The sequence below is a fragment of the Streptomyces sp. NPDC046122 genome, from assembly GCF_056429965.1.
Window position 1 is genome coordinate 121,649 of sequence record NZ_JBWKLQ010000010.1, and the last position, 21,981, is coordinate 143,629.

Below are 21,981 nucleotides of genomic sequence, written 5' to 3' on the forward strand. Positions count from 1 at the left end.
TTCGGAATGACCGCCGCAGCGGCCCGAACGATCTCAAACGCAAAGCACGCAGAATCCCGCCCATCAGGCGAATTGGGCCGAATGGCCGCGTGCCGGTGATCTGCCGGGTCCATGCTCCCGGACGTGCACCCACCCCTCTCAGGACGCCTGTTGGCCGCCGTGACCCTGTTCTGGCTGCTGCTGAGCCCCGCACCGGCCGCGGCCGACAGCTGTTCGTACGCCTCCGTCTCGCGCGGCGGCGAGGCGTCGTCGGGCTCGGCGGTCGCCGTGGGCGGCAGCACGGACTGCACGGCGGGCCCGACACCGAAACCGCCGCCGCCTCCCAAGCCGGTGCCACCGCCACCCCCGCCGCCGCCTCCCTCGCCGCCGCCACCTCCGCCGCCTCCCCCGCCGCCACCGCCTCCACCGCCCCCGGCGCCCCCGGAGCCCGAGGCGCCCGCGCCGCCCCCTCCGCCACCGCCGCCCGCTCCGGCGCCGCCGCCCGCGCCCGCGCCGCCTCCCCGGCCCAAGCCCACGCCCACGCCCTCACCGTCGGCCAAGCCGAAGCCGAAGCCGCCGTCCGCCAAGCCGGTCGCCATCCCCGTGTACCGCAAAGCCACCCGTCAGGAGCCGCAGAACGGCCCGTCACTGGTCTCCCTCACCCTGCTCGTCACGGCCCCCGCGGTTTTCGCCGCCGCCGTCCTGCGCCCCCGCTCCCGATAGCCGACGGAGAATCCCATGTCGGAATGGCTCGTTCTGAGCATCGCGATGGCGTCCGCCTGCGCGGTCGTCCTCACCATCACGGTCATCAACCACCGCCGCGTCGGCGACGACGACGATCCCTCCGAGACCCCGGACGTCATCGAGTACATGACGATGATGATCGGCGTGGTCTACGCGATCGTCCTCGGTCTGGCCATCGCGGGCGTCTGGGAGGGCCGCAGCGCCGCCCAGGAGTCCGTACGCCAGGAGGCCCAGGCCCTGCACGAGGTCAGGGCTCGCTCGGAGGTCTACCCCGCCGACGTCCGGGCCCGTATCCGCGACGACGTCGACGCGTACGTCACGTACGTCGTCAACACCGAGTGGCAGCACATGGCCGAGCACGGCAGCCTCACCGAGCGCGGCACCGAACTCCTGGAACAGGTGCGCCGCGACGTCACCGACTACAAACCGAGGACCGACCACGAGGGCCAGGCGTACCAGCCCCTCGTCGACCAGGTGGCCACCGCCGACGACGCCCGGGGCGCGCGCGGCGCGGGCGCGGAGGCCACCATGCCCGGCGTCGTCTGGTTCGGTCTCATCGTGGGGGCCCTGGTGGCGGTGGGCCTGATCTTCACGCTCCAGATCCGCCGCACCGGACGGGAACTGCTGCTGGCCGGCCTCTACAGCGCCCTGATCGCCTTCCTGCTCTTCCTCATCTGGGACTTCGACGCCCCCTTCGGCCGCGGTCTGTCCGCCACGGCCGGGCCCTTCCTGGACCTGTTCCCGGAGGCGTCCCCGTAGCCGGGCGGCGAGGACGGTGGCGGCGGCGCGCGGCACCCAACGGGCCGTGCACCGCCGGGGCCGACGGCTCCGGGCGGTGCACCGGGTGGCGTACGCCGATACCCCATTTGCGCGACTGTGATCGCGCGCCGCCGCCACCGCTCCTAGCGTTCGGGATATCGAGGCGCATTTCCTGCCATGTGTGGATAAAAATTCCGCCGCTGCTCCTCGAGGACCCGGAGGATTGTCCATGCGCGCGATACGTGTGACATCGGCCGCCGCGCTCGGCCTCGCCGCTCTCTCACTCACCGCCCCGGCCGCCTCGGCGGTCGACACCAGAGGTCCCGCGGTGGTCGGCACCGCCACGCCGTCCACCATCGCCGCCGGCGGACAGGTCACGCTGTTCGTATCGGGGTGCGAAAGCGACGCGGAAGCGTCCTCGGCCGTGTTCGACACCGTCACGGTCCCCAAGGGAGGCACCGCGACGGCCAGGGTCGACTGGGACGCCAAACGCGGAGCCATGTACACCATCACGTACACCTGCCATGACGACGGCCGTCAAGGAACGTCGCAGCTCACCATCGCCGGCGCGCCCAGGCCCAGCCCGACCGTGACCACGACCACCACGGCCACGGCCACGGCGACTCCCTCTCCGCTCGGCCCCGCCAGGGGCGGCGTGGGCGGCAGTCAGGGCGGCATGAACGCCGGGGAGATCGCCGCCGGTGCGGCGCTGGTCGTCGCGGCGACCGGAGGCGTCGTGTTCGTACTGCGCCGCCGCAGCGGCCGCCAGCACTGACGGAAGGCGGCCCGAAGCCCCGCACGCCCGTTGCCCCGCGTCCTCGTAAGGACGCGGGGCGACGGGCGTTCACACGTGTACGCGCCACGGACGGCCGGGCGCTCAGACGCCGCGGTTCAGCCGGCGCCTGCGTGCGATGAAGAGGCCGCCGCCGACCGCCGACGCGGCGACGAGCCCGGCGCCGACCTTCATCTCCGTGTCGGAAGGGCCGAGCGAGCCGCCGATGCCGCCGCGCGCGCCCCGGCCCGCCAGAACGGTGAACTGGTGGGTCGCCACCATTGCGTTGTCGTTGCACTTGACGGCCAGGTTGTAGTGGCCGGGGGTGGCGTTGTGCCGGATCTTGGCGGTGGCGAACGACGTGGTGTCGCTCGCCGGAAGGTGGGCGGGCCGCTGGAAGGCGTTGGACGTCACGGTGCCGCCGTGGCCGCACCCCGAGGCGCTGACCGTCAGCACGCCGCCCTGGTGGACCGAGAACGGGTTGACGTTGACGTTGCGAGGGCCGTTGGTGGCGCTGGCGGTGGGGGCGACGAGTCCGACCGCCGCAAGGGCGGTCGCGGTCACCAGACAGGCGCGTGAGACACGCATCGTAGAACCTCCACGGGACGGCGCCCCGGAGCGGTGCTCCGGGAAGATCGACGAGAACGCCTCCCATGACGAACACTCACCGGGCGCTCCGATTACCGCATGTCGGGCTGGTCCACCCCGGTGAGGCGACACGCCGGTGCGGCGCGCCCGGATCTGACGGAGCCGCAGGTCACAGACCGTCAGATATCTTGTACGACGAGTTACCCGGATGGGTCACCGCGCGGACACCGCGCCACCCGTTCGCCCCTCACGTCTCGCAGCCCCCACCCCGCGCACGTAGCGTCCGTACAGACGCGTCGAAGGGAGAACAATGGGCCAGGAGTACAACGGCTCCGAGCCGAGAAAACGCTCGCCCTGGGGGGTCCTGGCGCTCGTCATGCTCACTGGCCTCGCGCTGATGCGCAACGGCGCCGACGTGTCCATCGGCCCCCCGCAGCCCGCATCGGCCGCCGCCCTCGACAGCCCCTCCGAGGTCACCGGCGCCCGCACCTCGCACAGCTCCGTGCGGCCGCTGCCGTACGCCCCCGCCTCCCGCATCCGCCTGCCCGACATCCGCGTGAACGCGCCCATCGTGGACGTGGGGCTCGACGACGAGGGCTGGATCGACGCGCCGTCGCCGCAGGACCCCAACCTCGCCGGCTGGTACCAGAACGGCATCTCCCCCGGCCAGAGCGGCACCTCGGTGATCGTCGGCCATGTCGACAACGCGGTGGGACCGGCCGTGTTCTACAACCTGGGTTCGCTCAAGAAGGGCCACCGGATCGTGGTGGAGCGCTACGACGGCCGTGCGGGCGTCTTCGAGGTCTACGGCGTCGAGGTGTTCTCCAAGGAGGACTTCCCCGGCCCCCGGGTGTACGGGGACACCGGCAGGCCCGAGCTGCGCGTCATCACCTGCGGCGGCGGCTACTCGAAGACGAGCGGCTACGCCGGCAACGTCGTCGTCTTCGCCCGCCTGGTCGCCACCCGCTGAGCGGGCGGCGGCCGGCGGGCGTCCGGGGTGCGGCAGCCACAGCGAGCGGGCCAGGCGCTCACCCCCGCGTGGGGGTGCCCGGCACCGTGAGCCGGTAGCCCCGGTCGAGCAGTTCCGGCAGGTACGTCCGCAGCGCCGCCACGCTCTGCCGGCGGTCGCCCCCCGCGTCGTGCGAGAGCACCACCACCCCGGGGCCCGCGCCGGAGCGCACCCGGCGGACGATGAACCCGGTGCCCGGCTCGCGCCAGTCGAGCGTGTCGAGGGTCCAGCCGAGCGGCTCCATGCCCAGCTCCGCGCCGATCTCGAACGAGCGGCGGTTCCAGGCCCCGTAGGGTGCGCGGTACCAGGCGGGCGCGTGACCGACGGTCCGTTCGACGATGTCGCTGGTGCGCCCGAGCTCGGCGCGGACGCCCGCCGGTGACAGCCGCGTGACCAGCGGGTGCGACCAGGAGTGATTGCCCACGACATGGCCGTCCTCGGCCATCTCGCGCAGCAGGTCCCGGTTTTCCGCCGCCATCTCCCCGCAGACGAAGAACATCGCGCGCACGTCGTAGCGCCGCAGCGTCCGCAGGATGGCCGGGGTGTAGCGCGGGTCGGGCCCGTCGTCGAAGGTCAGCACCATGCTGCGGCCCGTCCCCGCCATGCGGAGGAAGGGCTTGCGGCGCACCGGCAGCCGGGCCGGCGCCGTGCGGGGCGGGACGTACGCCGTCATGGGCCGCAGCCGGTACGCCGAGACCCTGACCGGCGCACCGGCCTGCGGCCCGGCGGCCGGGAGCGGCCGCCCCGGGGGGTGGCGTACCGGGGTCTGGGCCGGATCCGGGCCGAGGAGGCGGACGGCGGTGGCGGCTCCGAGGCAGGCGGCCAGGCGCAGCATCGCCCGCCGCCGCGGTGGCATCTGATCGTTTTTCATGACTAATAGCTCGCACGGCCGAAGACCGCCGGGCCCGACCCACACCGGCGGCGGGGGCCGAAGTACCCGATGGGACGAGCCGCTGCGCGCCCGATAGCCTCGCTGTTGTGACCGAGCAGCAGCGCCACCGGTTCGAACGCGGCACCGACGGCCCCAAGGTGATCGTCGCGGGCCTGGACGGCAGCGATTCCTCGATGCGGGCCGTGGCCTACGCGGCGGGCCTGGCGCGGCGGCAGAACGCGCTGCTGGCCCTGGTGTACGTACAGCCGCTGATGCCGGCCGGGGCCTCGCTGGGGGTGCCGGTCGCGACGACGACCGAGGAGATCGCCGCCGACCTGATGGCGGAGGTCCGCACGGCGGCGGAGCGGGCGAAGGGCACGTTCGAAGTGCGGTGGGAGTTCCACACCTTCCGCGGTGATCCGTACAACGGCCTGGTGACCGCGGCCGACGAGCTCAAGGCCGACGCCGTGGTCGTCGGGGCGTCGGAGTCGGCGGGCCACCGGTTCATCGGCTCCGTGGCGCTGCGGCTGGTGAAGGCGGGGCGCTGGCCGGTCACCGTCGTGCCGTGACCGCCCCCGACGGCACAGGACGCCACTTGGCCTACGCCGCCTTTTCCCGCGCCCACCGCTGGGCCATCATGAGCCGCCATCAGCCGTCAGCCGTGTGCGGAGGTATGACTCATGCGCGGACTCCGGGCGGGACAGGGCATCCTGCGCCGCAAGCCGATCGAGCAGGTCGAGGAGGGGGACACCAGTGAGCGGCTGACCAGAACGCTCGGACTGTGGCAGCTCACGGCGATCGGCGTCGGCGGCATCATCGGCGCGGGCATCTTCACTCTCGCCGGCACGGTCGCCAACGGCACGGCGGGCCCCGCCGTCCTGATCTCCTTCCTGATCGCCGGCGTCGCGAGCGCGGCGGCGGCCTTCTCGTACGCCGAGTTCGCGGGCATGATCCCGAAGGCCGGTTCGGCGTACACCTACGGCTATGTGGTCCTCGGCGAGCTCGCGGGCTGGTTCATCGGCTGGGACCTGCTGCTGGAGTACACGGCCATCGTGGCGGTGGTCGCGATCGGCATCTCCGGCTACTTCAACTTCCTGCTGGAGGACCTGGGCGCCGAGCTGCCCACCTGGATGCTGGGCGCTCCCGGCACCGGCAGCGGCCACCGGGTCGATCTGATCGCGGCCGTGCTGTGCCTGTTCATCGCGTACCTGCTGACGCTGGGCATCAAGAACGCGGCGCGCTTCGAAACGGTCGTGGTGGTGCTGAAGGTCCTGGTCGTCCTCCTCGTGATCGCGGTCGGCTTCTTCCACATCAACACCAGCAACTACACCCCCTTCTTCCCCTTTGGGGTCGGCGGTGCCTTCACCGGTGCGGCGACGGTCTTCTTCGCGGTCTTCGGGTACGACGCCATGTCGACGGCGGCCGAGGAGTCGAAGGACGCGCAGCGCCACATGCCGAAGGCGATCATGTACTCGCTCGCCATCTCGATGGCGCTGTACGTGCTGGCCACCCTGGTGCTCACGGGCATGCAGAACTACACGGAGATCGACCCGGAGAGCGGCTTCTCGACGGCGTTCCAGTCGGTGGGGCTCGGCGCCCTCGCGGACGTGATCGCGGTGGGAGCCATCATCGGCATCCTTACTGTCATGTTCACGTTCATGCTGGGCGTGACCCGGGTGTGGTTCTCCATGAGCCGCGACGGGCTGCTGCCCCGCTGGTTCGCCAAGACGCACCCGACGCGGCACGTGCCGGTGCGGGTGACGTGGATCGTGGGCCTCGCGTCGGCCCTGATCGCCGGGTTCCTGCCGATCGGCGAGGCGGCGGAACTGACCAACATCGGGATCCTGCTGGCGTTCGCCGTGGTGTGCACCGCGGTGATCGTGCTGCGCTACCGGCGCCCGGAGCTGCCGCGCAGCTTCCGTACGCCGGGCATGCCGCTGGTGCCGGCGATCGGGGTGGTGGCCTCGATCTGGCTGATCACCTATCTGGCCTCGGAGACCTGGCTCCGGTTCGCCGTGTGGTTCGCGCTCGGGCTGGTGATCTACTTCGGGTACTCGTACCGGAAGTCGGCGCTTGCGAAGCAGCCGGGGGCCGGCGCGGGCGGCAAGGAGTAGGCCGCGGGGCGGACGCCGAGAGCCGCCGCGCGGTGCCCCGCCCGCGCGGCGGCTGCGGCGGCCGGTCCCGGCGCGGACCGGGCCGCCGAGGGGCCTACCGGCCCATCCGCAGGCCGTCCTTCCCCGCGTCCCGGCTCAGCACCACCTCGCGGATCCTGTCGCGCACCGCCGTGTGGTCCTCGCCCTCCTCGATCGCCGCGTTCAGGTTCCGCACGCGCCCGGCGTCCGTGTCGAACCACTGCGGGATGAACTCCGCCCTGCTCACCTCCCACCGCTGCCCCTCCCGCTCCGGCGGCGCGAAGGTGAAGCGGCCGATCGTGCCCTGGTTGCCGCGCGGGTCGAACGCGCCCGAGTGGTTGACCATCGCACCGGCGATCTGGTCGCCCATGCCGTAGACGACCCAGGTGCCGTTGACCTTCTCGTACGCCTGCGGGACGTGCGCGTGCGTGCCGATGATGAGGTCGATGTCCGGCCGGCCGTCCGTCTTCGACGCGGTGAGCGCCCTGCCCAGCCGCACCTGCTGCTCGTCCGGCGCGTCCTGCCACTCCGTACCCCAGTGCAGCGAGACGACGACCACGTCGGCGCCCGCCTTCCTCGCCGCCCGTGCGTCGGCGACGATCCTGTCCTCGTGCATCATGTTCACCGCCCACGGACGGCCCTCGGGCATCGGATAGCCGTTCGTGCCGTACGTGTACGCCAGCTGGGCGACCTTCGCACTGCCTCCCTTCAGCCACGCCGGTTCCCGCGACTCGGCCTCCGTCCGGGCCGATCCGACGTGCCGGACGCCGGCCTTGTCGAGCGTGTCGAGCGTCCTGTCGATGCCCTCGGCTCCCGCGTCGAGGCTGTGGTTCGAGGCGGTGGAGCAGGAGTCGTACCCCGTGACGCTCAGCCCCTTGGCCACCTCGGGAGGCGACTTGAAGTCGGGGTATCCGGTGTACGGGCCGCCGTCCGCCCCGTACACGGTCTCCATGTGGCAGATCGCCAGGTCGGCCGCCGAGACCACCGGCTTGACCCCCGCCAGCATCGGCGCGAAGTCGTATCCCTCGCCGCCCGCGTCCGCCGCGGCCTGCCGGATGATCGACGCGTGTGGCAGCACATCGCCCGACGCGACCAGGGTGAAGCCCCGCTGCTGGGCCCGGCCCGCGCCCGCCGCCAGAGGGGCCGAGCGGTCGGAGCCCGGCGGCCAGGACTTCGCCGGCGGTCCGGAGCACGCGGCGACGCCGCCGATCAGCAGCGCGGCCATGACCGTAGCCCCCCGCAATTTTCGCTTCACCATCAGACCGACTTTCGTCTTGTATTACTTATGGCGAAACAAACCGATATGGGGGACTTCCGCAAGTCGAGGGCCACGGCCGTCCCGGTCACCGGAGCGGACCTGCGGCCCGACCGTTCGTCGTGCCATTCGTCGCACCGTTCGACCGCTCACCGCACGGCCGCTGCCGCCCGTTCGGCCGCCGCGTCCCGCACCCCCGCGCACCGGTCGGACGGCGGTTATCTTCGCCGCCGTCAGGCCATCGGCCACCCGGTCTCCCGAAGGGGCGTCAACGGTGACTTCCTCCGCTTCCTCCCTCACGCAGCACACCGACGAACGAGACATCGCCGAGCTCCAGCGCGAGCACGGCAAGGCCCTCTTCTGCTTCCTCCTGAGCCTCACCTACGGGGACAGGCAGCGGGCGGAGGACCTCCTCCAGGAGACCCTGGTCCGGGCCTGGCAGCACCCCGAGGCGCTGGCGAGCGACCACGACTCGCTGCGCCCCTGGCTCTTCACGGTGGGGCGCAGGCTCGCGATCGACGCCCGGCGGGCCCGCCGTTCCCGGCCGCACGAGGTCGGTGACGACGTGCTGGAGCAGTCGGCGCTCCCCGACGACCACGTGGAACGCTCCGTGGTCGTGCTCGACGTCCGCCGGGCCGTGCGCGCGCTGCCGGGCGAGCACCGCGAAGTGCTGACCCAGGTCTACTTCCGCGGCCGTTCCGTGGCCGAGGCGTCGGAAGCGCTCGGGATACCGGCGGGCACGGTCAAGTCCCGTACGTACTATGCTCTGCGCGCGCTGCGGAAGGTACTTCCCGGGTACGGCCGCGACGCCGCCTGAGGCAACTTGCGCACCACGCGCCCCGCAGGTCCGATCGTCACCTTCCGTACCCGTGCAGAGCAGGCCGATTTCGAAACGGCGGCGTCAAGTTGAGTAAAGACCGCACGCCGTACGTGTCTGAGAGTGAAGGCTCGGCGGTGCCCCCGCAGGAACACGGAACAGATCAGCCCGGGAGAAGGTGGAGTGCTGTGCTGCCCGAGAGTACGAATGGCACCAGCGGAGACAGGCTCGCGGTACCGATGGCTTGGCTGTACGCCGAGTACATCGCCGACGAGCTGCTCCGTACGGGCCATCTGATCCCGCCCGGCACGATCGAGTACCGGGCTGGCCGCGAGACCCTGGCGCTGACCGTCTATCTGTCCGACTGCTCCGACGAGCTGTCCGGCATCCGGGTCGTCTCCGGCCTCGACGAGTGGCTGTCGCTCACCACGTACGGCCACCCCTGGGAGATCTGGGTACAGGAGAGGCTCGCCGCGCGCACCGCCGAGGCCCGGCGCGGCGGTACCGCCGGTCCCGACCTCGAACTGGCCCTGGCGTCGTGGCGCTGGCTCAGCGGCACGGAGCTGCTGGCCGCCGACCTCGGCGGCGCGGTCCCCTGGCACCAGGCGGCGGATCTCGGCGTGGACGAGAGCGACCAGGTGTGGATGCCGGCCTGGCAGCTGGGACTGCCGCTCGGCCATCTGGCCATCCACCTCTTCTGATCACTGCCCCGCCCGCGGTGCGGAACGCCGGCCCTGCCCGGCGGGAGCCGACGGGTGCACCCCCGCGCGGTACTTGGGGAAGCGCAGCGTGATCTTCATGCCCGCGCCCACGCCGGTTTCGATCACGAGGCCGTAGTCGTCGCCGTACACCCGGCGCAGCCGGTCGTCGACGTTGGACAGGCCGATGCCGGACGAAGCGGTGTGCTCGCCCGCGAGGATCCGCCGCAGCCGCTCGGGGTCCATGCCGACGCCGTTGTCCTCGATGACCACCGTGGCCTCCGCGCCCGCGTCCCGGGCCGCGATGGTCACCTTGAACTCGTCGGTGGAGTCCTCGAGTCCGTGCTTCACGGCGTTCTCCACGAGCGGCTGGAGACACAGGAACGGCAGCGCGACGGGCAGCACCTCGGGCGCGACCTGGAGGGTCACCTTCAGCCGGTCGCCGAAGCGCGCGCCGGCCAGCGCCAGGTACTGCTCGATGGAGCGCAGTTCGTCGGCGAGGTTGGTGAAATCGCCGTGCCGGCGGAAGGAGTAGCGGGTGAAGTCCGCGAATTCCAGGAGCAGTTCACGGGCGCGCTCGGGATCGGTGCGTACGAACGAGGCGATCGCGGCCAGCGAGTTGAAGACGAAGTGCGGCGATATCTGGGCGCGCAGGGCGCGGATCTCCGCCTCGACGACGCGGGTGCGCGAGCGGTCCAGCTCGGCGAGCTCCAGTTGGACGGACACCCAGCGGGCCACCTCGGTCGCGGCCCGGACCAGGACCGCCGACTCCCGTGACCCGTAGGCGACGAGCGCGCCCAGCACGCCCTCCTCACCGGTCAGCGGGGCGATCACGGCCCACCGCAGCGGGCACTGGAGGTCGTCGCAGTCGGTGCGTACGCTCTGGCTCCGCCCGGAGTCGAGCATCTCGCGCACGCGGCGCATCACCGCCTCGCGGTGGTGATCGCCGCCCGGCCCGTCCCACGCGAGCACGCTCTCGCGGTCGGTCAGGCACAGCGCCTCGGTGCCGAGCAGGGAACGCAGCCGGCGGGCCGCCTTGCGGGCGGTGTCCCCGGTCAGGCCCGCGCGCAGCGGAGGCGCGGCGAGCGAGGCCGTGTGCAGGGTGTGGAAGGTGGCGCGCTCGACGGGTGTGCCGAGGTCGAGGTCCTCGCCGCGTCCGTGGCGGGCGGTGACGCGGCCGAGCACGGCGCCCACGGCGAGGAGGACGACGCCCGCGGCGGCCACCGCCGCGATCTCGATGCCGGTCATCGCCGCGCTCCCCCGGCCGTGCCCGCGCCGTCCTTCGCCATCAGGTCCTCCGGCAGGTGGAGCCGGGCCAGGGTCGCGGCCGTCCCGGCGGGTATGCGGTCCGGGGTCGCGAGGGACACCAGCACCATGGTCAGGAATCCGAGCGGCACCGACCAGACGGCGGGCCAGGCCAGCAGCGAATGCGCCCAGCCGCCCGCGGGGAGCCCCGCCCGGGTCGCCATGACGGCGGTCAGCGCGGCCCCGCCGCCGACCACCAGCCCCGCCACGGCGCCCGGCGGGGTGAGCCCGCGCCACCAGATGCCCAGCACGAGCAGCGGGCAGAAGGAGGACGCGGACACGGCGAAGGCGAGGCCCACGGCGTCGGCGACCGGCACGTTGACCGTCACGATGCCGAGACCGAGCGGCACCGCCATGGCGAGGACGGTGGCGAGCCGGAATTGGCGTACGCCCCGGGACGGGAGGACGTCCTGGCTGAGGACGCCCGCGACCGACATGGTCAGCCCCGATGCGGTGGACAGGAACGCCGCGAACGCCCCGCCCGCGAGCAGCGCCCCCAGCAGGTCGCCGCCGACGCCGCCGATCATCCGGTCCGGCAGGACGAGGACGGCGGCGTCGGCCTCGCCGGTGAGGGACAGTTCGGGGGCGTAGACGCGGCCGAGCGCGCCGTACACCGGTGGCAGCAGGTAGAACGCGCCGATCAGGCCGAGTACGACGAGGGTCGTGCGGCGGGCGGCGGTGCCGTTGGGGCTCGTGTAGAAGCGGACGGCGACGTGCGGCAGCCCCATGGTGCCGAGGAAGGTGGCGAGGATCAGGCCGTACGTCGCGTACAGCGGGTGCTCCTCGCGGCTGCTGGCCAGCGGCTGGGACCAGCTCGACGCGCCCGTCCGGTCGGTGCCCGCCTTCTCCGGAACCCGGGAGTGCGCGGGGAAGCCCAGCTCCGTACCGGCGCCGATGCGGTGGACGCCCGCGTCGAGGGAGACCGGCCCGCCGTCGTGGCGGCGGTCGTCGACGGTGCCCGTGACGGTGACGCGCAGCGGCCGGTCGAGGTCGACGCGCACGGTGTCGTCGACCGTCACGACCGTGTGCTGCCGGAAGGTGGCGGGCTCCGCGAACCGGGCGCGCGGCGCGTCGTCGCCCAGCCATGCGAGGACGAGGAAGAACGCGGGCACGAGCAGCGCGGTGAGCTTGAGCCAATACTGGAACGCCTGCACGAAGGTGATGCTGCGCATCCCGCCCGCCGCCACCGCCCCGGTCACGACGAGCGCCACCACGAGGCCGCCCACCCAGTCGGGAGCGCCGGTGAGGATCTCCAGCGTCAGGCCCGCGCCCTGGAGCTGGGGCAGCAGGTAGAGCCACCCGATGCCCACGACGAAGAGGCTGGCGAGCCTGCGGACCTGGGGCGACTCCAGCCGGGCCTCGGCGAAGTCGGAGAGGGTGTACGCGCCCGAGCGGCGCAGCGGGGCCGCCACGAGGACGAGGAGCACGAGGTATCCGGCGGTGTAGCCGACCGGGTACCAGAGCATCTCGGGGCCCTGGAGGAGGACGAGTCCGGCGACGCCGAGGAAGGAGGCGGCGGACAGGTACTCGCCGCTGATGGCGGCGGCGTTCAGGCCCGGCTTGACGCTGCGGGACGCGACGTAGAAGTCGGAGGTGGTCCGGGATATGCGCAGGCCGAGCGCGCCGATGAGGACGGTGGTGAGCACGACGGCGGTGACGGCGGCCACCGCGTACGCCTGGTTCACTCAGCGCCCTTCGACGAGCTTGCTGAAGGCGCGTTCGTTGCGCTCCGCGCGCCGCACGTACCAGCGGGCGATCAGCCACATGACGGGATAGACCGCCACGCCCAGCGCGGCCCAGACGAAGGGGGCGGGCGACGGCAGGTCGGACGCGGTGAAGACCTCCGGGAGCGAGAACAGCAGCGGCAGCGAGCCGACGAGCAGGACGAGGGCGCCCAGTGAGATCAGCGCGGTCCGCAGCTGGCTGCGCATCAGGGACCGTACGTACGTCGCGCCCAGCGAGGTCTGTTCGGTGATCTCGGACCGCGCCGGGGCGTGCCCCGGCGGCCGGCGGGCGCTGCGGGGCACACCGGTGACGGTCTCGCGGCGTGGTGGCCGCTCCTGGCGGGGCTGATCTGCGGACATCGGCGCGAGTCTACGCAGCGGCGATTACTCCGGGTAGGGGTCAGCGGCCGGGCTTTCGCGCGCTTCCGCCGCAGTCGTCGAGCGCGAATTCCAGCTCGGCGTACGACTCCTCGGCCCGGCGGAAGGCGATCTCCAGGGCGGCGGCGGTGCGCGGGCCGGCGAGGTCCCGGGCGGCCTCCCGGACCTCGTCCAGTACGTCCGCCCAGCGGCCCGCCGCGCTCTTGACCCCGGTGAGCAGCGCCTCCAGATCGCGCGCGTCGGCCGGCCTGGTCGGCGGCAGGCCGCGGAGCTCCTCCAGCAGCGCGTCGAGTTCGGACATCCGGGCTCCTTGTCACGGTGGCCCGGCCGAGCGTATGCGGCGGGCGGGGGCCGTACGGACGGCCGGCGGACCGGAAGCGGCAAGCGGCGGGGGTACGGCGGTGAACGGCGTCCGGAGCAGGACCGGCGGTCGGGGGAAAGGCGGGGCGGCGGTCGACTCCTGGCGGCTGCCCGGCGGCCGCGGTCCGGGCGGCCGGGACGGGTGGCCGCGCTCGGCTGTTCCCCGGCGGCGGTCAGCCGCGCGCCCGGCGCATGAGCAGGTCGCGGAGCTCGCGCGCGTGGCGGCGGCTCACGGCGAGCTCGGCGTCGCCGACGCGCACGGTCGTCGCGCCCGCGTCCATCCGCAGTTCGTCGATGCGGCCGAGGGCGACGAGGTGGCGCCGGTGGATCCGGACGAAGCCCCGCGCGGCCCAGCGCTCCTCGAGGGTGGAGAGGGGGATGCGCACGAGGTGGCTGCCGGCGCGCGTGTGGAGGCGCGCGTAGTCGCCCTGCGCCTCGGCGTACGCGATGTCGTCGATCGCGACGAACCGCGTGACGCCGCCCAGTTCGACGGGGATCTGGTCGGCGAAGGTCTGCGGCGCGACGGCGGGCGGAGCCGCCGTCGCCGGAGCGGGGCTCGCCTCGACCTGGTCGCAGACGCGGCGTACGGCTTCGGCGAGGCGTTCGCGGCGTACCGGTTTCAGGACGTAGTCCACGGCCTTGAGGTCGAAGGCCTGGACGGCGAAGCCCTCGTGGGCGGTGACGAAGACGATGAGCGGCGGGCGGGCGAACCCGCCGAGGAGCCTGGCGATGTCGAGCCCGGTGAGCCCGGCCATGTGGATGTCGAGGAAGACGACGTCGATGGCGTCGTCGCCGTCGGGGCCGGCGTCGAGCGCGCGGTTGATCCGGCGGAGGGTCCCGGTGGCGTCGGTGGCCCCTTCGGCGCTGCGGACCCGGGGATCGGCGCGCAACAGGTAGAGGAGTTCCTCCAGAGCCGGTCGTTCGTCGTCGACAGCCAGTGCGCGCAACATGGGGGGAGTGTAGGAGCAGGCGGCGTGACCTGGACATACGGGTCGGCGGCTTCGCGGCGAAAGGGCCGCCCCCGGCGCCCCGCGCGGTGCGCCCCGACCGCCCGGAGCGCGCGCGGGAACCGCGGGCCGGCCACCCGCCGGAGCACGCCGACCGCCCCTGGCCCGGGATTGCGGGGAGAAATCCGCCCCGGCCGGCGCTCGGCATGAGCAGAAACGCCGCGATGTGCGTACCTCAGGACGACCTGTCGGTTACCCCACGAACCACGCGAGCCCCCTAGGAATTGCCCCATGAGCAGGAACCAGCGGCATCGGGACGTCGGCGCGTACGCGCTCGGCGTCCTCGATCCAGCGGATTCGTTCCGCTTCGAGGAACACCTGGCCGACTGCGCCACGTGCGCCGTGCGTCTCGGCGAGTTCGCCGGACTGGAGTCGACGCTGGCCGCCTACGCCCATGCCGGCGGCGCCCCCGCGCCGCTGCCCGAGCCCCCCACCGCCGGGTTGCTGGACCGGCTGCTCGCCGTGGTCGAGGCGGGCCGCCGGCGCCGGAGCAGGCGCCGTCTGCGGCTGGTCGCCGCGGCGGCGGTGCTGATCATCGGCGGCCCGGTCGCGGCGCTCGGCCTGCGGCCGGGGGCCGGTGACGACGACGGCCCGGTGCGGCGGTACGCCGCCACCGATCCGGCCTCCGGGGTCCGGGCGGCGGTCGCCCTGAGCGAACGGGGCTGGGGCGCGGCGGTCGGGCTCGAACTGGCGCGGGTCTCGGGGCCCCTGACCTGCGAACTCGTCGCCGTGGGCAAGGACGGCGAGGAACAGACGGTCACGACGTGGGCGGTGCCTGAGGGCGGCTACGGCATGCCCGGCGTCGAGGGCCACGAGGAGCCGCTGCGCACGGAGGGCGGCGCGGCCCTGCGCGGCTCCGAGATCGACCGCTTCGAGGTCCGCACGGTGGACGGCAGGCGTCTGGTGACGCTCGGGGACTGAGCCGGGGCCGTCGTCGGGTCCGGTTCCGGGACCTCCGGGGCGTACGGGCCGGGCGCGCGTCGCCGCCCCGGCCTACGCCGCCGACCTCACTTGAGCAGGCGCGACAGCCGGCGGTCGGCGAGGGGCTTGCCGCCCGTCTGGCAGGTCGGGCAGTACTGCAACGACGAGTCGCTGAAGGACACTTCGCGGATGGTGTCGCCGCAGACAGGGCATGCCTCCCCCGTGCGGCCGTGCACCCTGAGTCCGCTCTTCTTCTCCGCCTTCAGCCGGCCGGCGGCCACCCCGCGCGAGCGTTCCACGGCCTCGCCGAGGGTGGTGCGCATCGCCTCGTACAGCGCCGTGACCTCCTCGTCGGTGAGGTTCGCGACCGGCTTGAAGGGGGACATCCTCGCCGCGTGCAGGATCTCGTCGCTGTACGCGTTGCCGATCCCGGCGATCAGGCTCTGGTCGCGCAGGGCTCCCTTGAGCTGCCGCCGTTCGCCCGCGAGCAGTCGCGCGAACCGGTCGCGCCCGAAGCCGCCGGCGAGCGGATCCGGGCCGAGCCGCGCGATGCCCGGCACCTCGGCGGGGGCGCGTACGACGTAGACGGCGAGGCTCTTCTTCGTGCCGGCCTCCGTGAGGTCGAACCCGGCCCCGTCCGCCAGGACCACGCGCAGCGCGAGCGGGCCCTTGCCCGGGCGCGGTGGCTCGGCCGGCTGTTCGTCCTTCCACCGCAGCCAGCCGGCCCGGGCGAGGTGGGTCACCAGGTGCAGGCCGCCCGCGCCGATGTCGAGGAACTTGCCGTGCCGGCCCACGGAGGTGACCGCCGCGCCCTCCAGCGCCGAGGGCGGCGGGTCGTACGTCTTGAGCACACTGACGGCGACCGGGACGACCCGCGTGATCTCCCGGCGGACCAGGTGCTCGTCGAGGAACTCTCGCAGGGCTTCGACTTCCGGCAGCTCGGGCATGTTCCCAGCGTGCCTCAGCCCGTGGCGGCCCGCAGCAGGGCTGCCAGCTCGTCCATCAGGCCGCCGGTCAGCCGGTCCAGGTCGGGGACCGCCTTGGCGTCCGCGACCAGCCCGGCGTGCACCCGGCCGCCGTACGTCGTGAGGGCGACGGCCAGGGACTGGCCGCGGGCCAGCGGAGCCATCGGGTGGATCGCGCGCAGCGGGGTGCCGCCGAGCGAGAGGGCGGAGCGGGGCAGCGGCACGCTCGTGACGAGCAGGTCGAAGAGCATCCGCGCCGCGCTGCCCGCGAGCGGGGCGCCGAACCGGTGGGCGAGCGGCGGCAGGTGGTCGGCCAGTACGGCGACCGCCCCCGCGCCGCGTCCCGGCCCCTCGGCCTTGTTGCGGTCCATGGTCCGGCGCACCGCCGTGAGACGCGCCCAGGGGTCCGCCTCGGAGACGGGCAGGCCGACGAGGTAGGCGGACAGTTTGTTGCCGGAGGCCGCGGCGCTGCCGGGCCTGCGCCGGGAGACCGGCACCAGGGCGCGCGGGTCGGCGCCGGGCAGCGGTTCGCCGCGCTCCAGCATCCAGCGGCGCAGGGCGCCCGCGACGACGGCGAGCAGCACGTCGTTCGCGGTGCCGCCCGCCGCCCTGCGGATGGTGAGTACGTCCTCCAGTCCCAGCACGGCGGTGCCGAGGCGCCGCGTCCCGCTGGATCCGGCAGCGAAGGCGCTGGCTCCCCATGGGTCGAAGCGGCTGGCCCGCATGACGGAGGCGCCGATGCCGACGGCCCTGCCGACCTCCTCGATCCGGTCCCGGGCGAAGCCGACCACCTGGTGCGGGCCCGGCAGCCAGGAGCGGGGCGGCACGCCGCGTTCCCGGCGGGCGCCGGCCGCGCTCGCGCCGGCGATCTGGTCGAAGATGCCCGCGCCGATGGCGACGGCGCGCATGCCGTCCGCGAGGGCGTGGTGCAGCTTGACGAGTACGGCGAACGCGCCGGAGTCGCCGGCGGTCAGGACGTACATCTCCCAGGGCGGCCGGCCGCGTTCGAGCGGCTGTTCCATCAGTGCGCCGGCGATGTGGGTGGCGTGGGCCTCGAAGTCGTTCTCGGGCAGCCTGATCCGCCGGACGTGCCGGCGTACGTCGAAGTCCTCGGCCGCCGACCAGGCCGCCCCGCCGACCGGCAGCAGGACGGCGCGCACGCGCATGCCCAGCCGGGGGATCGCGGCGGCCCGCTCGGCCAGCAGCTTCGCGACGGAGTCGCCGTCGCCCGGCCCGTCGAAGAAGGCGAGGGCACCCAGATGCATGGGGTGGTCGGTGGATTCGAGGTGCCAGAAGGCCAGATCAAGAGGTGCCAGAAGCTCGGTGCTCAAGGAGCCCTCACGTCGTCGGAGGCCGGTGGAGAGTCCGCAGTCAATCCCGGACGGCCGGTCACGGTCAAGTACGACCTGACCACAAACGGTTACCGACTGGTCGGACAGGGACGCTCACCGCCGGTCGGGTACGACGAACTCGCACCAGACGCACTTGCCGCTCCCCCGCGACTCCACGCCCCAGACGTCCGCGAGCCGGTCGACCAGCATCAGCCCCCGCCCCGACACGCCCGACTCCCCCGCCTCCCGGCGGCGCGGCAGCGCGCTGGAACGGTCCTCGACCTCGATGCGCAGCCGGCGCTGCGCGCCCGTCAGCACCCGCGCGGTGATGATGGCCCCGCCGTCGGTGTGCATCAGCGCGTTGGTCATCAGCTCGTCGGCGGCCAGCTCGATCTCGTCGGCCCGGTCCCGCGCGCCCCAGGCCCGTACCGCCGCACGGACCATGTGCCGGGCCGAACGGAGTGCCTCGGGGTCGTTCTGCGCGACGTGCTGCTGGAGCCGCCCGCCCGCCTGCGGCACGTCCGCGCCCTTGCGGCGCAGGAGCAGCAGCGCCACGTCGTCCTCACCGCCCCGCTCGTCCACGACCTCGCACAGCTTGTCGGCCAGCTGCTGGAGGTCGCGGGGACCGCTGTGGACGAGGGCGGACAGCATCTGCATGCCGTCGTCGAGGTCCGCGCCCGGCAGCTCGACGAGCCCGTCGGTGCACAGCAGCAGCGTCTGTCCCGGGTCCAGTTCGATGGTCGACACCGGGTATTCGAGCTGGCCGAACTCCGCCGACAGGCCGAGCGGCAGGCCGCCGGCGGCGGGCAGTCTGCGACACGTGCCGTCCACGTGGCGCATCAGCGGGTCGATGTGCCCGGCGCGCACGAGCTGGACGACCCCGGTGGTCAAGTCGGTCTCGGCGTACGTGCAGGTGGCGAAGCGCTCGGTGTCCAGTTCGTGGAGGAACACGGAGGCGCGGGCCATCACGGTGGCCGGGGTGTGCCCCTCGGCGGCGTACGCGCGGAGCACGATGCGCAGCTGGCCCATGACGGCGGCGGCGTGCGTGTCGTGCCCCTGTACGTCGCCGATGACCGTGCCGACGCGTCCGCCCGGCAGCGGGATCACGTCGTACCAGTCGCCGCCGATGTCGCGGCCGAGGCGGGCCGAGCGGTAGCGGACGGCGATCTGCGCGCCCGGGACGGAGGGGATGCGGCGCGGCAGCATGGCCTGCTGGAGACCCTCGGCGAGGTCCTTGTCCTGTTCGAAGAGCATGGCCCGCTGGAGACTCTGCGCGATGCTGCTGCCCAGCGCGATCAGGACGTTGCGTTCGTCGGAGGTGAAGCCGATCCGGTCGCCGTAGAGCAGGCCGAGCGCGCCGACCGGCCGGGCCTGGGCGATCAGCGGCAGATAGGCGGCGGAAGTGATGCCGAGGTTCTTGATGTGCGGCCACAGCATCGGGTAGGAGGCGGCGAATTCCTCGGGCGACTCGATGAAGCGGGGCGCGAGGGTGCGGACCACCTCGCTCATCGGGTACTGCTCGTCGATCCGGGTGTAGCGGGTGCCGGGCATGAAGGAGCCGTCGGGACCGTCGGCGACGAGATGGATGCGGCCCGCCTCGACCAGCCCCATGACGAGACTGGCCGCTCCGAGGTTCTCCAGGCCCTGGGAGTCGTTGAGCACGTCGATGACGTCCTGCACGGTGCGCGCGTGGGCGAGGGCGGCCGTGGTGCCCTGGACGACGCTGGTCCTGCGGCGCCTCTCGGCGTCGTGTTCGAGCCGGTCCGTGGAGTCGGCCAGTTCCTGGGTGGCGTCGCGGACGATGCCGATGATGCGCCGGGGCCGGCCGTCGGCGTCGCGCCGCACGGCGCCCTGCGTGTGGGTCCAGCGCAGGGCCCCGTCGCGGCAGCGGATCCGGAAGTAGGCGCCGTACGTGACGCTGCCGTTCTTCAGCGCCTGGGCGACCAGGGCGTCGAGCCGGGCGGCCTCGGCGGGCGGCACGCGCACGCCGAGATCCTCCGGGCGGCCGGAGTACTCCCCGGCAGGCATGTCGAAGACGGCCAGAGCGGAAGCGTCCATCCGCATGGTGCCGCTGTCGAGGTCCCAGTCGAATCCGCCCAGGCCGAGGGTGGAGCCGTAGACCTCGAAGAAGCAGCAGGCCACACCGCCCTTCCGTTCCCAGCACCGGCAGTACTCCGCCGCCTCCCCGCCCCCTTCGCCCGCGTCCATGGACCCACGCTAGGCGCGGTCCGCGGCTCGCGCATGCGGGGCCGCGGGAAAACGGCGCACCGGGGAACGACGACTTGAACGCGTTCAACTCACCCCGTAGAGTCGTCCCACTGCTACTTGAACACGTTCAAATCCGAGCCCATTGCGCGCCGGGCCCGGGAACGGCCGAAGGAGACCACCGCATGAGCAGGCTCACCTACCCCGAGACCGGCGCCACCCTGCGAACGCCGCTGCCCGCCGGCTACCACCACCTGCGCCACCGCGCGGCGGTGGGCTCCGGCCGCGCCGCCTTCGAGGCGGCGGGCGCGGCGGTGACCACGTGGCGGATGCACCGGGCGTCGGGCGTGCGGGTACGGGCGGACGCGGCGCGGGCCGAACCGGGCGCCGCCGTCGAGTGCTCGCTCGGCGCCGGCCCGCTGCGCATCACCGCGCCGTGCGAGGTGGTCTGGACCGCGTACGAGAAGGACCGCACGGGCTTCGCGTACGGGACGACCGGGCGGCACCCGGAGTGCGGCGAGGAGTCGTTCGTCGTGGAGCTGGCGGACGACGGCACGGTGTGGTTCACCGTCACCGCGTTCAGCCTCCCGGCCGCCTGGTACGCCCGCCTCGCCGGTCCGCTGGTGCCCGTCTTCCAGCACTGGTACGCCCGGCGCCTCGGCAGGACCCTGCGGCGGATCGCCACGGGAGCGCCCGTCCGCCGATAATGGGCGTGATGGAGTGGTTCACCGAGCCCGACTACTGGCTGAGCCGGCTGGTCTTCCAGCGGGCCCTGGCCGCCGTGTATCTGGTCGCGTTCCTCACGGCGGCCCTCCAGTTCCGGGCGCTCATCGGCTCCCGGGGCATCCTGCCGGTGCCCGCATTCCTCCGGCGGGTGCCCGGCCGCCAGTCGCCCACCCTCTTCCGGCTGCACTACTCGGACCGCTTCTTCGCCGCGTGCGCGTGGGCGGGCGCACTGCTCGCAGCCGCGCTCGCGGCCGGCGCGGCGGACCGGTGGCCGCTGTGGACCGCCATGCTGATGTGGGCGGCCCTGTGGGGTCTCTACCTGTCGATCGTCAACGTCGGGCAGACCTGGTACGCGTTCGGCTGGGAGTCGCTGCTCCTGGAGGCGGGCTTCCTCGCGATCTTCCTGGGCAACGAGCGCACCGCCCCTCCGGTGCTGGTGCTGTGGCTCCTGCGGTGGGTGCTGTTCCGGGTGGAGTTCGGCGCGGGGCTGATCAAGCTGCGCGGCGACCTGTGCTGGCGCAGGCTCACCTGCCTGGACTTCCATCACGAGACCCAGCCGATGCCGGGCCCGCTGAGCTGGTTCTTCCACCACCTCCCCAAGCCGCTGCACCGGGTGGAGGTGGCGGCCAACCACGTGACCCAACTGCTCGTGCCGGTGCTCCTCTTCACACCGCAGCCGGTCGCGGGAGCCGCCGCCGGCCTGATGGTCCTGACCCAGCTGTGGCTGGTGCTGTCCGGCAATTTCGCCTGGCTGAACTGGCTCACCATCGTCCTCGCGCTCTCCGTGGTCGACTTCTCCCCGTGGGTCGCCGCGCCCGCCCTGCCCGCTTCCCCCCTCTGGTACGAGGTGGTGGTCGTCGCCGTCACCGCGCTGCTGGTCGCGCTCAGCTACCGGCCCGCCCGCAATCTGCTCTCGCGCCGCCAGGCGATGAACCGCTCGTACGACCCGCTCCACCTGGTCAACGCGTACGGCGCGTTCGGCAGCATCAGCCGGGTCCGGCAGGAGATCGTCGTCGAGGGCACGGACGAACCGGTGGTGCACCGCGGCACGGTGTGGCGTGCGTACGAGTTCAAGGGCAAGCCGGGTGATCCGCGCAGGCTGCCGCGCCAGTTCGCGCCGTACCACCTGCGCCTGGACTGGATGATGTGGTTCGCGGCGCTCTCCCCCGCGTACGCGTACGCCTGGTTCGACCCGTTCGTGGAGCGGCTGCTGACCGGCGATCCGGCGACGCTGCGGCTGCTGCGCGGCAACCCCTTCCCCGATGCTCCGCCCACCCACGTCAGGGCCCGCGTCTACCGCTACCGCTTCACCACCTGGCGCGAGCTGCGAGCGACGGGCGCGTGGTGGCACCGCACCCTGGTGCGCGAGTTCCGGCCCCCGATGGCGCTCGCCCGCACGGCGCCGCCCTGACAGAATCGGGCGTTCCATCCGGAA

The 21,981-nt window shown here is 73.1% G+C and carries 22 protein-coding genes; 11 read left to right on the forward strand and 11 right to left on the reverse strand.

Features of this window, described 5'->3' with window-relative positions; translation table 11 throughout:
- Positions 1-159: 159 nt before the first annotated feature.
- The 3 genes from AC07FK_RS24560 to AC07FK_RS24570 all read left to right on the forward strand — a co-directional run bounded on the left by AC07FK_RS24560 (position 160) and on the right by AC07FK_RS24570 (position 2,257).
- Positions 160-702: a hypothetical protein gene (locus AC07FK_RS24560; protein ID WP_479107153.1), complete on the forward strand. Its 543-nt coding sequence runs from the start codon at positions 160-162 to the stop codon at positions 700-702.
- Positions 703-717: 15 nt separating this feature from the next.
- Complete coding sequence (locus AC07FK_RS24565) at positions 718-1,482, forward strand: bestrophin-like domain (protein WP_479107088.1); 765 nt, start codon at positions 718-720, stop codon at positions 1,480-1,482.
- A 229-nt stretch (positions 1,483-1,711) separates the two neighbouring features.
- Entirely contained in the window at positions 1,712-2,257 is a 546-nt protein-coding gene (locus AC07FK_RS24570; protein WP_479107089.1) for a hypothetical protein, read from the forward strand.
- A gap of 102 nt (positions 2,258-2,359) precedes the next feature.
- Here AC07FK_RS24570 and AC07FK_RS24575 read toward each other — a convergent pair whose 3' ends face one another.
- A complete protein-coding gene (locus AC07FK_RS24575; protein ID WP_479107090.1) occupies positions 2,360-2,842 on the reverse strand; it encodes a hypothetical protein in 483 nt (160 codons plus the stop codon).
- 310 nt (positions 2,843-3,152) lie between these two features.
- Here AC07FK_RS24575 and AC07FK_RS24580 point away from each other — a divergent pair, with 310 nt between their 5' ends.
- Positions 3,153-3,812, forward strand: coding sequence for a class F sortase (locus AC07FK_RS24580; protein ID WP_479107091.1), 660 nt, complete (start codon positions 3,153-3,155; stop codon positions 3,810-3,812).
- A gap of 58 nt (positions 3,813-3,870) precedes the next feature.
- On the opposite strand, the gene AC07FK_RS24585 is transcribed toward AC07FK_RS24580, so the two are convergent.
- Positions 3,871-4,722, reverse strand: coding sequence for a polysaccharide deacetylase family protein (locus AC07FK_RS24585; RefSeq protein WP_479107092.1), 852 nt, complete (start codon positions 4,720-4,722; stop codon positions 3,871-3,873).
- A 107-nt stretch (positions 4,723-4,829) separates the two neighbouring features.
- On the opposite strand from AC07FK_RS24585, the gene AC07FK_RS24590 reads away from it, so the two are divergent.
- Both AC07FK_RS24590 and AC07FK_RS24595 read left to right on the forward strand, forming a co-directional pair.
- Positions 4,830-5,291, forward strand: a complete 462-nt coding sequence (locus AC07FK_RS24590) for a universal stress protein (RefSeq protein ID WP_479107093.1) — start codon at positions 4,830-4,832, stop codon at positions 5,289-5,291.
- A gap of 111 nt (positions 5,292-5,402) precedes the next feature.
- On the forward strand, positions 5,403-6,836 hold the full coding sequence (locus AC07FK_RS24595; protein WP_479107094.1) for an amino acid permease: 1,434 nt from the start codon (positions 5,403-5,405) through the stop codon (positions 6,834-6,836).
- 94 nt (positions 6,837-6,930) lie between these two features.
- On the opposite strand, the gene AC07FK_RS24600 is transcribed toward AC07FK_RS24595, so the two are convergent.
- Positions 6,931-8,079: a CapA family protein gene (locus AC07FK_RS24600; RefSeq protein ID WP_479107095.1), complete on the reverse strand. Its 1,149-nt coding sequence runs from the start codon at positions 8,077-8,079 to the stop codon at positions 6,931-6,933.
- Positions 8,080-8,383: 304 nt separating this feature from the next.
- Between AC07FK_RS24600 and AC07FK_RS24605 the strand changes: the two genes are divergently transcribed.
- Positions 8,384-8,926: a sigma-70 family RNA polymerase sigma factor gene (locus AC07FK_RS24605; protein WP_479107096.1), complete on the forward strand. Its 543-nt coding sequence runs from the start codon at positions 8,384-8,386 to the stop codon at positions 8,924-8,926.
- A 239-nt stretch (positions 8,927-9,165) separates the two neighbouring features.
- Positions 9,166-9,627 carry a hypothetical protein gene (locus AC07FK_RS24610; RefSeq protein WP_479107097.1) on the forward strand — a complete coding sequence of 154 codons (462 nt, stop codon included), beginning with the start codon at positions 9,166-9,168 and terminating at the stop codon, positions 9,625-9,627.
- Here the strand turns inward: AC07FK_RS24610 and AC07FK_RS24615 are convergent, their stop codons facing one another.
- From AC07FK_RS24615 to AC07FK_RS24635, 5 genes are all read right to left on the reverse strand, one after another.
- Positions 9,628-10,872 carry a sensor histidine kinase gene (locus AC07FK_RS24615; RefSeq protein ID WP_479107098.1) on the reverse strand — a complete coding sequence of 415 codons (1,245 nt, stop codon included), beginning with the start codon at positions 10,870-10,872 and terminating at the stop codon, positions 9,628-9,630.
- Positions 10,869-12,614: a sodium/solute symporter gene (locus tag AC07FK_RS24620; RefSeq protein WP_479107099.1), complete on the reverse strand. Its 1,746-nt coding sequence runs from the start codon at positions 12,612-12,614 to the stop codon at positions 10,869-10,871. Before AC07FK_RS24620 ends, AC07FK_RS24615 begins: the two co-directional genes overlap by 4 nt.
- Entirely contained in the window at positions 12,615-13,013 is a 399-nt protein-coding gene (locus AC07FK_RS24625) for a hypothetical protein (protein ID WP_479107100.1), read from the reverse strand.
- Between the two features lie 40 nt (positions 13,014-13,053).
- On the reverse strand, positions 13,054-13,332 hold the full coding sequence (locus AC07FK_RS24630; protein ID WP_479107101.1) for a hypothetical protein: 279 nt from the start codon (positions 13,330-13,332) through the stop codon (positions 13,054-13,056).
- Between the two features lie 232 nt (positions 13,333-13,564).
- Positions 13,565-14,341 (reverse strand): LytR/AlgR family response regulator transcription factor, encoded by a 777-nt coding sequence (locus AC07FK_RS24635; RefSeq protein WP_479107102.1) that lies wholly within the window; start codon positions 14,339-14,341, stop codon positions 13,565-13,567.
- A gap of 288 nt (positions 14,342-14,629) precedes the next feature.
- Here AC07FK_RS24635 and AC07FK_RS24640 point away from each other — a divergent pair, with 288 nt between their 5' ends.
- Complete coding sequence (locus AC07FK_RS24640) at positions 14,630-15,319, forward strand: anti-sigma factor family protein (RefSeq protein ID WP_479107103.1); 690 nt, start codon at positions 14,630-14,632, stop codon at positions 15,317-15,319.
- An 86-nt stretch (positions 15,320-15,405) separates the two neighbouring features.
- Here AC07FK_RS24640 and AC07FK_RS24645 read toward each other — a convergent pair whose 3' ends face one another.
- The 3 genes from AC07FK_RS24645 to AC07FK_RS24655 all read right to left on the reverse strand — a co-directional run bounded on the left by AC07FK_RS24645 (position 15,406) and on the right by AC07FK_RS24655 (position 19,679).
- Positions 15,406-16,266, reverse strand: coding sequence for an Fpg/Nei family DNA glycosylase (locus AC07FK_RS24645; protein WP_479107104.1), 861 nt, complete (start codon positions 16,264-16,266; stop codon positions 15,406-15,408).
- A gap of 14 nt (positions 16,267-16,280) precedes the next feature.
- Positions 16,281-17,615, reverse strand: a complete 1,335-nt coding sequence (locus AC07FK_RS24650) for a wax ester/triacylglycerol synthase family O-acyltransferase (protein ID WP_479107105.1) — start codon at positions 17,613-17,615, stop codon at positions 16,281-16,283.
- 114 nt (positions 17,616-17,729) lie between these two features.
- Entirely contained in the window at positions 17,730-19,679 is a 1,950-nt protein-coding gene (locus AC07FK_RS24655; RefSeq protein WP_479107154.1) for a SpoIIE family protein phosphatase, read from the reverse strand.
- 326 nt (positions 19,680-20,005) lie between these two features.
- On the opposite strand from AC07FK_RS24655, the gene AC07FK_RS24660 reads away from it, so the two are divergent.
- Entirely contained in the window at positions 20,006-20,527 is a 522-nt protein-coding gene (locus AC07FK_RS24660) for a DUF1990 family protein (RefSeq protein ID WP_479107106.1), read from the forward strand.
- 8 nt (positions 20,528-20,535) lie between these two features.
- Positions 20,536-21,957, forward strand: a complete 1,422-nt coding sequence (locus AC07FK_RS24665; RefSeq protein WP_479107107.1) for a lipase maturation factor family protein — start codon at positions 20,536-20,538, stop codon at positions 21,955-21,957.
- The last annotated feature ends 24 nt before the right edge of the window (positions 21,958-21,981 follow it).